The sequence below is a fragment of the Priestia sp. FSL W8-0524 genome (genome assembly GCF_038005965.1).
GTDB classification, from domain to species: domain Bacteria; phylum Bacillota; class Bacilli; order Bacillales; family Bacillaceae_H; genus Priestia; species Priestia zanthoxyli.
On sequence record NZ_JBBOUG010000001.1, the window covers coordinates 4945001 to 4960000 of the forward strand.

The window sequence follows — 15000 nt, forward strand, 5'->3', positions numbered from 1 at the left end:
GGGTTGGGCTGTTCGCCCATTAAAGCGGTACGCGAGCTGGGTTCAGAACGTCGTGAGACAGTTCGGTCCCTATCCGTCGTGGGCGTAGGAAATTTGAGAGGAGCTGTCCTTAGTACGAGAGGACCGGGATGGACACACCGCTGGTGTACCAGTTGTCTTGCCAAAGGCATCGCTGGGTAGCTATGTGTGGACGGGATAAGTGCTGAAAGCATCTAAGCATGAAGCCCCCCTCAAGATGAGATTTCCCATAGCGCAAGCTAGTAAGATCCCTGAAAGATGATCAGGTTGATAGGTCAGAGGTGGAAGCGTGGCGACATGTGTAGCTGACTGATACTAATCGATCGAGGACTTAACCAAACTTTTAAAAGCGTAAGCTTTACTCAGCAACCTGTTACCTAGTTTTGAGAGAGCAATCTCTTGTCTGGTGGCGATAGCGAAGAGGTCACACCCGTTCCCATACCGAACACGGAAGTTAAGCTCTTTAGCGCCAATGGTAGTTGGGACTTTGTCCCTGTGAGAGTAGGACGTTGCCAGGCACTTGAAAAAAGACTAGCTATTTTAGCTAGTCTTTTTTTGTGTGTTCATTTAAGTAACAAGAAATTAAGTAAGGAATCTTTTGAGCTGTAACCTCAAGGAACCTCAAGATAAATGGATAATCTTTCGAAGAGTATGTATGCAATAATTCATACCACCACTCTGTTTCATAACGTGAAATCATACTTAAATTATAAAGTAATAAGTAATGTGCCAACATCTCAGGGAAATATAAGCAGCTATCTTTTTCCAACGGTGCATGCAGCGTGTTAGCTTGGAAATTGTACATAAAAGGTGAACAATTATATAAACAGCTTGAAGGGTCAAGAATACATACCTGATCTTCTGACAAAGACAATGATAGATGGGAACGCTCTTTTAAAAAAGAATAGAGTCTTTCGTGATTCATATGATAACACCTTGTAACTTGTTCAGGAATAGGCAAAGAGGTAGCTGGAAGCGATCCAATAGTTGTTAAATGGGAAGATGGCCTCGTACCCAAATTTAAAAATAATGTATCTAATTCAGGTACACAAGACAACAGATAATTCATTGTATATTTACTACCTTCTAGTTGTTTCACATGAAACAATTCTTCTCCTACTTGTGAAAATAAACCGCTTTTTTGAATCTTAACTTCATCATCTAAAAAATCATAACTTTGTTTTTTTCTTTTTCGTGTTGATACTCCATGTGCTAACACCGCCGTATTTTCGGGATATACGGGGTTTTGTGTTAACAAACAAGCTTTTAACAGCTGTGACATTCCATAAAATAATAAAACGGGTTGAACTGATACAGGAGATTGTGCCGCAACTTGATAATAATTTTTACTGTGTTCCAAATAATAAATAAATGGGTAACTGTTTTTAAAACTATGTTGCTCTGCATCGCTATAATTCAATTTTTGATAGCGCTTTTTTAAAAAGTCTTGTACAAAAGGAACGGAGAAAAATAAATTGTAGGACGTCCAAACATCATTAAATTTATGCAACTAAATCACCTTTTCTTTTTATTAGAATTATCTGATATCTAGTGAAGTTATTGACAGGTACATATCTGCTTGTTAATCTACTAATAATATTCTGTCGTTTAAAGGAGGATTCTATAATGTGGGAAAGCAAATTTTCTAAAGAAGGCTTAACATTTGATGACGTTTTACTGGTGCCAGCAAAATCTGAGGTACTACCTAAAGACGTTGATATGAGTGTTGAACTAACAAAAACATTAAAATTAAAGGTGCCGTTCATCAGTGCAGGAATGGATACAGTTACAGAAGCTGAAATGGCTATTGCGATGGCTAGACAAGGTGGTTTGGGTATCATTCACAAAAACATGTCGATTGAACAGCAAGCAGAACAAGTTGATAAAGTAAAACGTTCTGAAAGTGGTGTTATCACGGATCCTTTCTTTTTAACTCCTGAAAACCAAGTATTTGCTGCTGAACACTTAATGGGCAAATATCGTATCTCAGGTGTGCCGATTGTCAACAACGAAGAAGAACAAAAACTAGTTGGAATCCTTACAAACCGTGACTTGCGTTTCATCCAAGATTATTCAATGCAAATTGCTGATGTAATGACAAAAGAAGAATTAGTTACTGCTCCAGTAGGAACGACTTTAGAAGAAGCAGAGAAAATTCTACAGCAATACAAAATTGAAAAGTTACCTCTTGTAGATGACAATGGCGTATTAAAAGGCCTTATCACAATTAAAGACATTGAAAAAGTAATTGAGTTTCCAAATGCAGCTAAAGATCAACAAGGTCGATTATTAGTTGGAGCAGCTGTTGGCGTAACAGCTGATTCAAATGTTCGTATCGAAAAATTAGTACAAGCTGGCGTTGATGTTATCGTTATTGATACAGCGCATGGACATTCACAAGGCGTTTTAGATACAGTGCGCAGCATTCGCGAGGCATATCCAGAATTAAATATTATTGCTGGTAACGTAGCAACGGCTGAAGGTACAAAAGCATTAATTGAAGCTGGAGCAAACGTAGTAAAAGTAGGAATTGGACCTGGTTCAATTTGTACAACTCGTGTTGTCGCTGGTGTAGGCGTTCCACAAATTACGGCAGTATATGACTGTGCAACTGAAGCTCGTAAGCACGGGGTAGCTATTATTGCAGATGGCGGTATTAAGTACTCTGGAGATATCGTAAAAGCACTTGCAGCTGGTGGACATACAGTAATGCTAGGAAGCCTTCTAGCAGGAACGACAGAAAGCCCTGGCGAAACAGAAATCTACCAAGGAAGACGCTTTAAAGTGTATCGTGGAATGGGCTCTGTGGGAGCTATGGAAAAAGGAAGTAAAGATCGATACTTCCAAGAAGATAATAAAAAATTAGTTCCAGAAGGTATCGAAGGCCGTTTGCCTTACAAAGGACCTGTAGCAGATACTTTATATCAAATGATTGGTGGTTTACGCGCAGGAATGGGTTACTGTGGTTCAGCTAACTTAGAAGCGTTACGTGAACAGGCACAATTCATCCGTATGACTGGAGCAGGCTTAAGAGAAAGTCACCCACATGATGTACAAATTACAAAAGAATCTCCTAACTATTCTATGAGATAATCATGAATGTGTAAAAAACACGTTTCCTTAATAGGGAAACGTGTTTTTTATGTCATTAATCATGAATGTAACAGTACTTCTTTATCTATTTTTTTAAATTTTAGTATGATAAAATTACATTTATGTGAGTTTACGTTTGGAGGGTATAGAGTGAGAAACGCAGTACAGAAACAATTAATTTGTGTCATTGCTGTTATGTTAATGGCCAGCGTATTTTTTGTCTCTACACAAGCATCAGCTGCTTCTAAAACAGATGATATTGGCGTTGAAGCAGACGCAGCCATTTTAGTAGAGGCAAGTACGGGGAAAGTGCTATACGGGAAAAATACGGATGCTTTATTAGGTATTGCAAGCATGACAAAAATGATGACGGAATACCTAGTATTAGAATCCATAAAAGATAAGAAATTATCTTGGGATCAACGTGTGCCAGTTAGTAAATATGCAGCTAAAATTTCTCAGGATTATGGATTATCAAATGTACCATTAATCGAAAACCAAAAATATACGGTGAAAGAATTATATGATGCCATGGCTATTTATTCAGCTAATGGAGCAGCCATTGCTTTAGCTGAAGCTGTCAGTGGTTCTGAAGAAGGTTTCATTAAGTTAATGAATGAAACAGCAAAAAAATTAAATATGGGTGAATCAAAATTTGTCAATTCTACAGGTCTTTCTAATTCCTTGTTAAAAGGGATGTATCCAAAAGGAACAAAGGAAGAAGATGAGAACCTCCTATCTGCTCGGGCAGTTGCTACTCTTGCTTATCACTTGATTCATGATTATCCAGAATCTTTGGAAGTAGCCAAAACTCCTTCCAAGATGTTTAGACAAGGGCAACAAGGCGAAACAAAAATGAACAATTGGAATAAGATGCTCCCTGGTTTTTCAGCTGCATACAGCGGCGTAGACGGCTTAAAAACTGGTCATACAGATTTTGCAGGTCAATGTTTCACTGGAACTGCAGAGCGTAACGGGGTAAGATACATAACAGTTGTAATGAATGCCAAGGAAAACGGCAAGTCTACAGAAGCTGCTCGTTTTTCTCAAACGAAAAAGATATTGGATTATGCTTTTAGTCATTTTCAGTTAAAAGAAGTAGTGCCTGCTAACGGCGAGATTAAAGGGCATGAAACAATTGATGTTGCTAAAGGAAAATCAAAAGAAGCTTCCGTTTCTCCAAAGAATTCGGTAAAAATTATTACCGAAAAAGGTCAAAAAGATCATACTAAAATCAACTTTAAGTTAAACGATAAAGTTATGAACGATCAAAAAGTTGTTGCTCCTATTAAAAAAGGAGAAACAGTTGCTTATGTAAGTGCAACAAACAGCAATCTTAAAGATCTAGGCTATGTAGGAGGCCAAACTACAGATAGCATGACGCCGGTCGTGACAAACGAATCTGTTGAAAAAGCTGGATGGTTCTCTCTCGCTATCCGCAGTATTGGTAACTTCTTCAGCGATATTTGGATGAATGCTGCAAATACAGTGAATAACTGGTTTTAATGATAACTCAAGAGAAAGAAGAGATACTACAAGGGAGTATCTCTTTTTTTTATTTTTAGATTTGTTTGTATATAATCTATAAATTAGATAGGAATTTTCCGAAAAATACGGTAAAATAGACACTAAGTTTTGAATTTTGTATATACACTAAAAATTATTGTGAAACACTTGATACAGGAGGAAGACAAACATGAATAACATTACAGGTACTGATCGTGTAAAACGAGGAATGGCGGAAATGCAAAAAGGTGGCGTTATCATGGACGTGATCAACGCAGAGCAAGCAAAAATTGCAGAAGCAGCAGGCGCTGTTGCCGTTATGGCATTAGAGCGTGTTCCAGCTGATATCCGTGCAGCAGGCGGCGTGTCTCGTATGGCAGACCCAACAATTGTTGAAGAAGTGATGAATGCTGTGTCCATTCCAGTTATGGCAAAAGCTCGTATTGGCCATATTGTTGAAGCACGCGTGCTAGAAGCGATGGGTGTAGACTACATCGATGAAAGTGAAGTGTTGACTCCAGCTGATGAGGAGTTTCATTTAAATAAAAATACATTTACGGTTCCATTTGTGTGCGGTTGTCGTGATCTTGGTGAAGCATCCCGCCGTATTGCTGAAGGAGCTGCAATGCTTCGTACAAAAGGCGAACCAGGGACAGGAAACATCGTGGAAGCAGTGCGTCATATGCGCCAAGTAAACGCTCAAGTACGTAAAGTTGTGGGCATGGACGAAGATGAGTTAATGACAGAGGCAAAACTATTAGGCGCGCCTTATGAGTTATTACTGCAAATTAAACGTGAAGGTCGCCTACCGGTTGTAAACTTTGCAGCGGGCGGTGTAGCAACACCAGCAGACGCAGCGTTAATGATGCAGCTTGGAGCAGACGGTGTGTTCGTTGGTTCAGGAATCTTTAAATCCGACAACCCTGAAAAATTTGCTCGAGCAATCGTTGAGGCAACAACGCATTATCAAGATTATGAACTCATTGCAAACTTGTCAAAAGGATTAGGAAGTGCAATGAAAGGGATTGAAATTTCATCATTATTACCAGAAAACCGCATGCAAGAGCGTGGATGGTAATTTAAAGGGAGTTTTGACAAAATGGTAAAAGTAGGCGTGTTAGGATTACAAGGTGCCTTTCGCGAGCATGCACAAGCATTAGAAGCAGCAGGCGCTGAAGCCATTATCATTAAAAAAGTTGAACAGCTAGACGAAATAGATGGTTTAATCCTACCGGGCGGCGAAAGCACAGCGATGCGTCGTCTGATTGACAAGTATGACTTTATGGAACCTCTTCGCCAGTTTGCACAAGCAGGTAAACCGGTGTTTGGTACGTGTGCGGGTTTAATTTTACTTGCAGGACAAGTTGTTGACCGTGAAGAGCCCCATTTAGGTGTTATGGATATTACGGTAGCTCGAAATTCATTTGGGCGCCAACGAGATAGCTTTGAAGCTGCTCTAAATATTAAAGATATTGGTGAAGATTTTATAGGCGTATTTATCCGTGCTCCGCATATTGTAGAAGTAGGAGAAAACGTTGAAGTCTTGGCAATGCATAACGACCGAATTGTTGCAGCAAGACAAGGTCAATTCTTGGGATGTTCGTTTCATCCAGAATTAACAGATGATGCTCGCATGGCTCAGTATTTTGTAGCAATGGTTGAAGAAGCTTCGAAAAAACCTGTATAAATGAATTGCATCTTGTAAAGACTTGTAGTACATTATGATTAATAAAAATGATATTGGTATAAAGCGTTGATAGGAAATAGTAATAAGATTTTTGATTTCAAGAGAGTCGATGGCTGGTGTGAATCGATAATCAATTCTTATGAATCCGTCCTGGAGCAAGCTGTCGAAAAAGTAGTAGGCAGTTTCGGTTCATCCGTTATCTGGTTTAAGAGGAAGGCTTATTTTAGCTTTCAATTAGGGTGGCAACGCGGGTAAACTCTCGTCCCTTTCACAGGGATGAGAGTTTTTATTTTGCCCTTTTATACTAAAGGAGGTACTCAGTATGTTAGATTTAAAATTTTTACGTGCTAATTTTAATGAAGTAAAAGAAAAGCTCAAGTTTCGTGGTGAGGACTTAACGGACTTAGGTCGCTTTGAAGAGTTAGATGCAAAACGCCGTGAGCTAATTGCTCAAACAGAAGAGTTAAAAAGCAAGCGAAATGAAGTATCACAGCAAATTGCACAATTGAAACGTGAAAAACAAGATGCTGATCATTTAATCGTTGAAATGCGTGAAGTAGGAGACCGCGTAAAGCAATTGGATGAAGAGCTTCGCAGCGTTGAAGAAGAGTTAGAGCTATTGCTGCTTTCAATTCCTAACGTTCCACATGAAAGTACGCCTGTAGGTGAAACTGAAGATGATAACGTAGAAGTTCGCAAATGGGGAGAAATTAAACAATTTGATTTTGAACCAAAACCGCATTGGGATTTAGGAACAGATTTAAATATTTTAGATTTTGAAAGAGCTTCGAAAGTAACGGGAAGCCGCTTTGTATTTTATAAAGGGTTAGGTGCAAGATTAGAACGTGCTCTTATTAACTTTATGATGGATTTACATATGGATGAGCATGGTTATGAAGAAATCCTTCCTCCATATATGGTGAATCGTACAAGTATGACAGGAACAGGGCAGCTTCCTAAATTTGAAGAAGATGCATTTAAAATTAAAGAAGAAGATTATTTCTTAATTCCTACAGCTGAAGTACCAGTTACAAATTTACATCGTGATGAAATTTTAAGCGGAGATCAGCTTCCAATTGCTTATACAGCGTATAGTGCTTGCTTCCGCTCAGAAGCAGGCTCTGCAGGAAGAGATACACGTGGGCTTATTCGTCAGCATCAGTTTAATAAAGTAGAACTTGTTCGCTTTGTTAAGCCAGAAGATTCTTATGATGAATTAGAAAAATTAACGGGCCATGCTGAAAAGGTTCTTCAACTATTAGGTTTACCTTACCGAGTTCTAAGCATGTGTACAGCTGACTTAGGTTTCACAGCAGCCAAAAAGTATGATATTGAAGTTTGGATTCCAAGTTATGAAACGTATCGTGAAATTTCTTCTTGTTCAAACTTTGAAAGCTTCCAAGCTCGCCGTGCTAATATTCGCTTCCGCCGTGATACAAAAGCAAAACCAGAACATGTTCATACACTAAATGGTTCTGGCTTAGCAATTGGCCGTACGGTAGCTGCAATTTTAGAAAACTACCAGCAGGAAGATGGATCAATTCAAATTCCAGAAGTGCTGCGTCCATATATGGGAAATAAAGAAGTTATTTCTAAATAAAAGTAGAAGATGTTCATTAAATTAATTTTTAATGAACATCTTTTTTAAAAAAATTAATAAAAGAGTTGACTTCATTATTTTTATATGATAAATTAATACTTGTCGATACGGAGGAATACCCAAGTCCGGCTGAAGGGATCGGTCTTGAAAACCGACAGGGGTGTTAAAGCCCGCGGGGGTTCGAATCCCTCTTCCTCCGCCATATTTGACTTATAATGCAATTAACATAGCGCGATAAATTGGAGATTGGAAAACCGTTACTTATAAGTAACGGTTTTTTATTTGTTGAAAATGCCGCTTTATTTATTAAAGCGGCATTTTTTTATAGCTGACGACGTTTTAACTTTTCATTATGTTGTAAAAAGCGAGCCACTTTTTCAACAATTGATTCAATTGAATCAGGATCCTTGAGAAGGTCGTATTCTCTAATATCTAAACGGAGAATAGGACAAGCCGTAAAGTTATTAATCCATTCTTCATATCGGGCGTGCATCTCTTTCCAATAATCAAGAGGCGTTTGTTGTTCCATTGGTCGCCCTCTTTCTTGAATGCGATCTACAATATCTTCGAAGCTGCCTTCCAAATAAATGAGCAGATCTGGATGAGGGAAGTATGGAGTCATAACCATTGCATCGAACAAGCTTGTATATGTCTCATAGTCTACTTTAGACATTGTTCCCTTTTCAAAATGCATCTTAGCAAAGATACCGGTATCTTCGTAAATGGATCTGTCTTGGATAAAGCCGCCCCCATACTCGAAAATCTTCTTTTGTTCTTTAAAGCGTTCCGCTAAAAAATATACCTGTAGGTGAAAGCTCCAGCGTTCAAAATCCCCATAAAATTTGTCCAGGTAAGGGTTGGAATCTACTTTTTCAAACGATGTGCGAAATTGGAGAGCATCAGCCAATGATTGAGTCATTGTAGATTTCCCAACTCCAACTGTACCCGCTATCGTCAACACAGCATCATTAGGAATGTTGTATTTCGATCGTAAGTTTACCATTATATACTCCTTTTCAACATACTCTCTTGAACCTCTGATAAGATTCTATTTAAGTGTTGTTTATTTTGTACAAAATCTATTTCATCACCGTTATAACGTAAAATGGTTACGTCAGGGTTCTTTTGTTCAAATGCCGTCATAGCTTTTTCATAATCATCACTTAGTCTCGCAAGGTAGTGAGGATCGATGTTTCGTTCAATTTCTCTTCCACGCATTTTAATACGCTTTAGCAAGGTATCTAAACTGGCATTTAAATAAATAATAATGTTCGGAGCCGGCATATCAGCCGTTAAGATGTGGAAGATTTGTACATATTTTTTATACTGTTCATCTTTTAACGTTTGCTCAGCGAAAATCATGTTTTTCATAATATGATAATCTGCTACAACAGGTTTTTTATAAGATAAGAACCCTTTTTGAATATCCTCTAACTGCTTATATCGATTACATAGAAAAAACATTTCGGTTTGAAAACTCCACTCGTCGATATTCTCATAAAATTTCCCGAGAAATGGATTTTCATCTACGATTTCTTTTAAAATTTCGAACTGAAATGCTTGTGCAATCTCTTTAGCTAGAGAGGTTTTTCCGACACCGATGGGTCCTTCTACTGAAATAAAAGGTGTGCCTTGCATTCATTTGCCTCCTTCATGACCACTCGTTCAAAAAAAACAGACAAAAAATATTTTAACATAGAGAAGGAGAATAAGGGGAAAAGAAATTTCTTTCAGTAAGAAGAATAACAAAAAGCCTACTGTTAACAGTAAGCTTTCCCTATTTATGGCTGTGTCACTCTTTTTGTAATTTTGAAGTTGTCTTCAATCAAGAGCCAGTTTTGCGGGAAATCTAAGCCTAGTTTCCAGTAGGCCATTCCTCTAAGTTTTAATTCTTTGATTAAATCAAACTTGGCCTGAATAGATCTAGCGTCTTCAAACCATACTTCGTGAGTGCGCTGCTGTTCATCTTTATACCGGAAGAAAGGAGCTTGTGCTTTATTGTCGTATTGAATAGCTACTTTATAACGAGCTGCCAACTCAATAGCTCGTTGAGGACTAATGGCTTTGGCATATTCTCCTCCTGGTTTGTAAGGCAGTGTCCAATCGTAACCATATAGGTTTTGGCCCATGATAATTTTTGAACTAGGTATTTCAGATACTGCATATTCTAAAACATCACGTACGGGACCAATAGGAGAGACGGCCATAGGAGGCCCACCGCTATATCCCCATTCATATGTCATTGGAACAACGAAGTTAGCAATCTCTCCAATGGCTTTATAATCATGTGCTTCATACCATTTGCCTTTTTGATCTCGACTTGTCTTCGGAGCTAAAGCCACAGACATGAGAAGTTGCTCATCTTGAAGACGCTTTTTTGCTTTCTGTAAGAATGCAATATAGGCTTCTTTATCTGCCGGACGCAAAAATTCGAAGTCAAAGTGAATGTCTCTGAAATTTTGTTCTTTCGCTGTTTTTACAATATTATTTAAGAGCGTATCTTGAACGTCTTTATTAGTTAAAATTGCTCGGCCGACTTCATCACTGAATGCACCGTTTTCAATATTAGCCAATACCATTAAGAAGATGACGTCATTTTCTTTAGCAATAGAACCTAAATTGTTAAGTGGAGGTGCCTTTAGAGAACCGTCTTTTTGCACTTCGAAGTTCGCTGGTCCGAGATAAGTAAGGTATTTTGCATTTTGATTAATCATTTTCTCTGTTTGAGGGGTGATTTTTCGATTGCTTGTTTCAACATACCCTAAAAACTCACCGTTTCTTTTGTTTGGGGAAGGGGGAATTAAGATGCGGCGGCCAGGTGTTAAGGGTGCTGTAACTGAAACATTGTTCGCATTGGCAATAGCCTGATAGCTAACGCCTAATTTTCGTCCTATTTTCCATATAGTGTCCCCAGCTTTTACTGTGTAGTAAGTACCGTTGATGGGAATAACCATAGATTGCCCGATGACGAGTTGATTTGGATTAGGTAATTCATTTGCTCTTATAATCTTTCCTGCGTCAATCCGGAACTGTTTTGCAATACTATATATACTGTCACCTGCTTTAACAGTGTAAATTTGCATAATAAAAAGCCTCCATTTCATATGACTTACTTCCATCATATGAGAAGGCTTTTTACTTAATTCATCAACTCAGTATGTTTGCAAATACGAGCATTTAATACGTTATGCATCATTCTTAAAGCAAAGGTATTGTCTTCATCTGCGTTTGAAGCAATACAATCTTCAGGCACAATTAAATTATACTCACGCATATAAGCATCGTTGGCTGAAAAAAGCACGCATATATTTCCCGCAATTCCTGTTAAAATAAGTGTATGCACATCGAGCTGTGATAGCAAAATATTTAAAGCTGTTCCATAGAAAATAGAATGCTTTGGTTTAATTAAAAAGTAATCAGCGTTTTGTGGTGAAATGTGATGTAGAATGGGTGAACTTACCTCATTTGTGCAGTGTGTTAAAATGGTTTCTAAGTTTGCTTGCCACAGCTTATAGTGGTCATTGACGTAAATAATAGGGATATGTTGAGACGAGGCATATTGTTTTAATTCGGCAATATTTTGAGCGATTATTAAAGATTTTTCAGCAAGTACTTTGCCGTTTTTGAATTGAAAATCGTTTAGCATATCAATAATAATTAAAGCAGTTTTAGCATTCTTCACACAAGGTCTCTCCTTTTCCTGATGTACATAGTAAATAGTTTGACTCAGAAAAAATATAATATGTAAGGTTGGATAAAAAGTGTTAAATGATGAAAAGTATATGAGGTTGGCAATTGATGAAGCATTAAAAGCTAAAGATAAATTAGAGGTTCCTATTGGGGCAGTTATTGTTCAAAATGATGAGGTGATTGCTGCAGCTTATAACTTACGAGAAACAGAACAGCGATCAGTTGCTCATGCGGAACTTTTAGCCATTGATGAAGCATGTAAGAAACTAGGAACATGGAGGTTGGAAGACGCTACGTTATATGTCACCTTAGAACCATGTCCGATGTGTGCAGGTGCTATTGTATTATCAAGAGTGAAAAGAGTTGTGTTTGGCGCTTATGATCCTAAAGGTGGCTGCGCTGGAACATTGTTAAATTTATTAGAGTTTGAAAAGTTTAATCATCAAGCAGAAGTAGTAGGAGGTATGCTAGAAGAAGAATGCGGGAGCCTCTTAACGACTTTTTTTCGTGAGTTACGTCAACGAAAAAAGGCTGGAAAATAGCGCTAAAAAAGTAAGTTTTCTATAGCGGTTGCATTTTTGAATGAAAAGACGTATACTTGTAAATGCATCAACTTGATGCCCAAACTATTGGTTTCAACTTTGCCGTGCTAAGCGGGGAGGTAGCGGTGCCCTGTACTCGCAATCCGCTCTAGCGAGGCCGAATTCCTTCTTGAGGTTAGCTCATCTTAGGGCCTGCCTTAAGTAAGTGGTGTTGACGTTTGGGTCCTATGCAATGGGAATCTGTGAACCCTGTCAGGTCCGGAAGGAAGCAGCAGTAAGCAGAACCTCTCATGTGCCATGGGGTCGCCTGAACCGAGCTAACTGCTTAAGTAACGCCTGGGGTGGCTAATCGACGGAAGGTGCACGGCAGTTATATACATAAGTTTAGTCTACTCTGTGAGAGTAGGCTTTTTATTTTATCTCTTACTATTTTGAAAAAAAACCTCATAATACGCTATAATGAGAACTAATGAATTATATTAAAAGGAGAGGATGTAGTGGCATATCAGGCTCTGTACCGTGTATACCGTCCTCAAAGCTTTAACGACGTAGTCGGTCAACAACATATTATCAAAACACTTCAAAATGCCCTTGTCCAAGAAAAATTTTCGCATGCGTATTTATTTTCTGGGCCTCGAGGGACAGGGAAGACAACAGCTGCTAAAATTTTAGCGAAAGCCGTTAACTGTGAAAAAGCACCCATTGCTGAACCTTGTAATGAATGTGCAACTTGTCGGGGAATTACGGATGGTTCCATTTCTGATGTAATTGAAATTGATGCAGCCTCTAATAATGGAGTCGATGAAATTCGAGATATCCGTGATAAAGTAAAATATGCACCTAGTGCTGTTCGATACAAAGTGTACATTATTGATGAAGTTCATATGCTTTCAATTGGAGCTTTTAACGCTTTGTTAAAAACGTTAGAAGAACCTCCTGCACATGTCATCTTTATTTTAGCTACAACAGAGCCCCATAAAATTCCATTAACGATTATCTCCAGATGTCAGCGCTTTGATTTCAAACGCATTTCGCCAGAAGATATCGTATATCGAATGAAGGAAGTATTAGGTTCTGAAGAGCTAGAAGTAAGCGAGGATGCTCTTTATGAAATTGCGAAAGCTTCAGAAGGAGGCATGCGTGATGCACTTAGTCTTTTAGACCAAGCCATCTCGTATAGTACGGAGAAGGTGAGCTTAGAGGATGTTCTATCCATAACAGGAGCAGTATCACAGTCTTTTATTGTGAAGATCGTCCAAGCTATCTTTAACGAAAACATTGTAGAAGCGCTAGATTCTGTTGAAAGTTTGATCAAAAACGGAAAAGATCCAGCGAGGTTTGTAGAGGACCTCATCTTCTATTATCGTGATGTTCTGCTTTATCAAGCTTCAGAAGAAAATGCATATTTACTTGAAAAAGCAGCGGTTAACGAAGAGTTTAAAGAACTTAGTTCAAAAATGGATAGTGCCTTTATTTATAAAGTCATTGCTGAATTGAACCAAACTCAGCAAGAGATGAAATGGAGCAATCATCCTCGAGTGCTACTTGAAGTAGCTTTAGTAAAATTAGCTCAAAGTTCTACAAATCAAGAGGGTGCTCTTCCATATCAAGACATTTTGCAAAAAATGAATCAAATGGAAGCAGAACTGCAGCAGCTAAAAGAAAAAGGCATTCAAGTTGATCATACAGCTCAGGCAGCGCAAACAGAGAAAAAACAGACAAGACAGTCAAGAAGTCAGTACAAAACGCCTGTTGGAAAGGTAAATGAAGTTTTAAAAAATGCCACTCGGCAGAATTTAGAAACCATTAAGCGATCTTGGGCGCAGGTATTAGACACATTGAAACAACAAAATAAAGCTTCACATGCAGCGTTGTTATCTAACAGTGAACCGGTTGCGTCTTCAGATCAATCATTTATACTTAAATTCAAATATGAAATTCATTGTAAAATGGCTTCTGAAAATAACAACAATGTACGTGATAATTTAGAGAATATCTTATATACTTTAATTGGCAGCAAGCGTGAAATGGTTGCAATTCCAGAAAGTGAATGGGATAAAGTAAGAGAAGAGTTTCTTCAAGGACAGCAAAGTGATGGGTCATCAGGTCAACCACAGGAGGAAGACCCCGTGGTTGCAGAAGCGAAAAAGCTATTTGGAGAAGACTTAATCGAAATTCAAGAGTAAATTTAGGAGGAATGTTCATATGATGAAAGGCATGGGCAATATGCAAAAAATGATGAAACAAATGCAAAAAATGCAAAAAGATATGCAAAAAGCGCAGGAAGAGTTAGCTGAAAAAACTGTTGAAGGTACAGCTGGCGGTGGAATGGTAACAGTTGTGGTTAACGGTCAGAAACAAGTAATTGATGTAAATATTAAAGAGGATGTAGTAGATCCTGAAGATATTGAAATGCTACAAGATTTAGTACTAGCAGCAACAAATGACGCATTAAAACAAATGGACGATTTAACAAATAACACAATGGGTCAATTTACAAAAGGTTTAAATATTCCAGGACTTTAATAAGGTGGTTGCCACGTGCATTATCCAGAACCAATATCAAAGCTTATAGATAGTTTTATGAAGTTACCCGGCATTGGTCCAAAAACAGCTGTTCGCTTAGCGTTCTTTGTTTTATCTATGAAAGAAGATACGGTATTAGATTTTGCAAAAGCATTAGTTAATGCGAAGCGAAATTTAACCTATTGTTCAGTTTGTGGGCATATCACAGATCAAGATCCTTGCTACATTTGTCAAGATCAGCGTAGAGAGCGCAGTGTGGTGTGTGTCGTGCAAGACCCTAAAGATGTCATTGCAATGGAGAAAATGAAAGAATATAACGGCTTGTATCATGTCCTGCA

At 38.2% G+C, this 15000-nt stretch carries 14 protein-coding genes, 1 tRNA gene, 2 rRNA genes, 1 other RNA gene and 1 other annotated feature (2 of these 19 only partly in view); of the genes, 13 read left to right on the forward strand and 5 right to left on the reverse strand.

Going from position 1 to position 15000, the window contains the following annotated elements; genetic code table 11:
• Both NST66_RS25785 and rrf read left to right on the forward strand, forming a co-directional pair.
• A 23S ribosomal RNA gene (locus NST66_RS25785) occupies positions 1-357 on the forward strand; it begins 2579 nt to the left of the window's first position.
• Positions 358-420: 63 nt separating this feature from the next.
• A 5S ribosomal RNA gene (gene rrf, locus NST66_RS25790) occupies positions 421-536 on the forward strand.
• A 26-nt stretch (positions 537-562) separates the two neighbouring features.
• Here rrf and NST66_RS25795 read toward each other — a convergent pair.
• The gene (locus tag NST66_RS25795; RefSeq protein ID WP_028412712.1) at positions 563-1528 is read right to left on the reverse strand and encodes a YaaC family protein; all 966 of its coding nucleotides are present in this window, start codon (positions 1526-1528) and stop codon (positions 563-565) included.
• Positions 1529-1644: 116 nt separating this feature from the next.
• Between NST66_RS25795 and guaB the strand changes: the two genes are divergently transcribed.
• From guaB to NST66_RS25825, 6 genes are all read left to right on the forward strand, one after another.
• Positions 1645-3111, forward strand: coding sequence for an IMP dehydrogenase (guaB, locus tag NST66_RS25800; RefSeq protein WP_013054827.1), 1467 nt, complete (start codon positions 1645-1647; stop codon positions 3109-3111).
• 150 nt (positions 3112-3261) lie between these two features.
• Positions 3262-4617 (forward strand): serine hydrolase, encoded by a 1356-nt coding sequence (locus tag NST66_RS25805; RefSeq protein ID WP_028412711.1) that lies wholly within the window; start codon positions 3262-3264, stop codon positions 4615-4617.
• A gap of 190 nt (positions 4618-4807) precedes the next feature.
• The gene (pdxS, locus tag NST66_RS25810; protein ID WP_013054829.1) at positions 4808-5695 is read left to right on the forward strand and encodes a pyridoxal 5'-phosphate synthase lyase subunit PdxS; all 888 of its coding nucleotides are present in this window, start codon (positions 4808-4810) and stop codon (positions 5693-5695) included.
• A gap of 21 nt (positions 5696-5716) precedes the next feature.
• Positions 5717-6304 (forward strand): pyridoxal 5'-phosphate synthase glutaminase subunit PdxT, encoded by a 588-nt coding sequence (pdxT, locus tag NST66_RS25815; RefSeq protein ID WP_028412710.1) that lies wholly within the window; start codon positions 5717-5719, stop codon positions 6302-6304.
• A gap of 57 nt (positions 6305-6361) precedes the next feature.
• Positions 6362-6574 (forward strand) — a binding site (T-box leader).
• Between the two features lie 52 nt (positions 6575-6626).
• A complete protein-coding gene (serS, locus tag NST66_RS25820; protein WP_028412709.1) occupies positions 6627-7904 on the forward strand; it encodes a serine--tRNA ligase in 1278 nt (425 codons plus the stop codon).
• A 109-nt stretch (positions 7905-8013) separates the two neighbouring features.
• Positions 8014-8106: transfer RNA gene (locus NST66_RS25825), tRNA-Ser, on the forward strand.
• A gap of 120 nt (positions 8107-8226) precedes the next feature.
• On the opposite strand, the gene NST66_RS25830 is transcribed toward NST66_RS25825, so the two are convergent.
• From NST66_RS25830 to NST66_RS25845, 4 genes are all read right to left on the reverse strand, one after another.
• On the reverse strand, positions 8227-8907 hold the full coding sequence (locus NST66_RS25830; RefSeq protein ID WP_028412708.1) for a deoxynucleoside kinase: 681 nt from the start codon (positions 8905-8907) through the stop codon (positions 8227-8229).
• Complete coding sequence (locus NST66_RS25835; RefSeq protein ID WP_028412707.1) at positions 8907-9542, reverse strand: deoxynucleoside kinase; 636 nt, start codon at positions 9540-9542, stop codon at positions 8907-8909. Before NST66_RS25835 ends, NST66_RS25830 begins: the two co-directional genes overlap by 1 nt.
• A 143-nt stretch (positions 9543-9685) precedes the next feature.
• Positions 9686-10987 carry a glycoside hydrolase family 18 protein gene (locus NST66_RS25840; RefSeq protein ID WP_013081323.1) on the reverse strand — a complete coding sequence of 434 codons (1302 nt, stop codon included), beginning with the start codon at positions 10985-10987 and terminating at the stop codon, positions 9686-9688.
• A gap of 56 nt (positions 10988-11043) precedes the next feature.
• Positions 11044-11586: an isochorismatase family cysteine hydrolase gene (locus NST66_RS25845; RefSeq protein WP_033580900.1), complete on the reverse strand. Its 543-nt coding sequence runs from the start codon at positions 11584-11586 to the stop codon at positions 11044-11046.
• Between the two features lie 79 nt (positions 11587-11665).
• On the opposite strand from NST66_RS25845, the gene tadA reads away from it, so the two are divergent.
• The 5 genes from tadA to recR all read left to right on the forward strand — a co-directional run.
• Positions 11666-12136 carry a tRNA adenosine(34) deaminase TadA gene (tadA, locus tag NST66_RS25850; protein WP_028412705.1) on the forward strand — a complete coding sequence of 157 codons (471 nt, stop codon included), beginning with the start codon at positions 11666-11668 and terminating at the stop codon, positions 12134-12136.
• Between the two features lie 102 nt (positions 12137-12238).
• Positions 12239-12503: signal recognition particle sRNA large type (ffs, locus tag NST66_RS25855), an RNA gene on the forward strand.
• Positions 12504-12633: 130 nt separating this feature from the next.
• Positions 12634-14322 carry a DNA polymerase III subunit gamma/tau gene (dnaX, locus tag NST66_RS25860; RefSeq protein ID WP_028412704.1) on the forward strand — a complete coding sequence of 563 codons (1689 nt, stop codon included), beginning with the start codon at positions 12634-12636 and terminating at the stop codon, positions 14320-14322.
• 19 nt (positions 14323-14341) lie between these two features.
• Positions 14342-14662 carry a YbaB/EbfC family nucleoid-associated protein gene (locus NST66_RS25865; RefSeq protein WP_013081327.1) on the forward strand — a complete coding sequence of 107 codons (321 nt, stop codon included), beginning with the start codon at positions 14342-14344 and terminating at the stop codon, positions 14660-14662.
• A gap of 15 nt (positions 14663-14677) precedes the next feature.
• On the forward strand, positions 14678-15000 hold the 5' portion of the coding sequence (recR, locus tag NST66_RS25870; RefSeq protein WP_014461944.1) for a recombination mediator RecR. The gene runs 274 nt beyond the window's last position; only the first 323 of its 597 coding nucleotides appear in the window; its start codon is at positions 14678-14680; its stop codon lies off the right edge, out of view.

Coding starts and splice junctions, on each gene's coding strand:
- NST66_RS25835 (WP_028412707.1), bottom strand. CDS start 9,542: ATGCAAGGCACACCTTTTATTTCAGTAGAAGGACCCATCGGTGTCGGA.
- guaB (WP_013054827.1), top strand. CDS start 1,645: ATGTGGGAAAGCAAATTTTCTAAAGAAGGCTTAACATTTGATGACGTT.
- serS (WP_028412709.1), top strand. CDS start 6,627: ATGTTAGATTTAAAATTTTTACGTGCTAATTTTAATGAAGTAAAAGAA.
- NST66_RS25830 (WP_028412708.1), bottom strand. CDS start 8,907: ATGGTAAACTTACGATCGAAATACAACATTCCTAATGATGCTGTGTTG.
- pdxT (WP_028412710.1), top strand. CDS start 5,717: ATGGTAAAAGTAGGCGTGTTAGGATTACAAGGTGCCTTTCGCGAGCAT.
- NST66_RS25840 (WP_013081323.1), bottom strand. CDS start 10,987: ATGCAAATTTACACTGTTAAAGCAGGTGACAGTATATATAGTATTGCA.
- pdxS (WP_013054829.1), top strand. CDS start 4,808: ATGAATAACATTACAGGTACTGATCGTGTAAAACGAGGAATGGCGGAA.
- NST66_RS25865 (WP_013081327.1), top strand. CDS start 14,342: ATGATGAAAGGCATGGGCAATATGCAAAAAATGATGAAACAAATGCAA.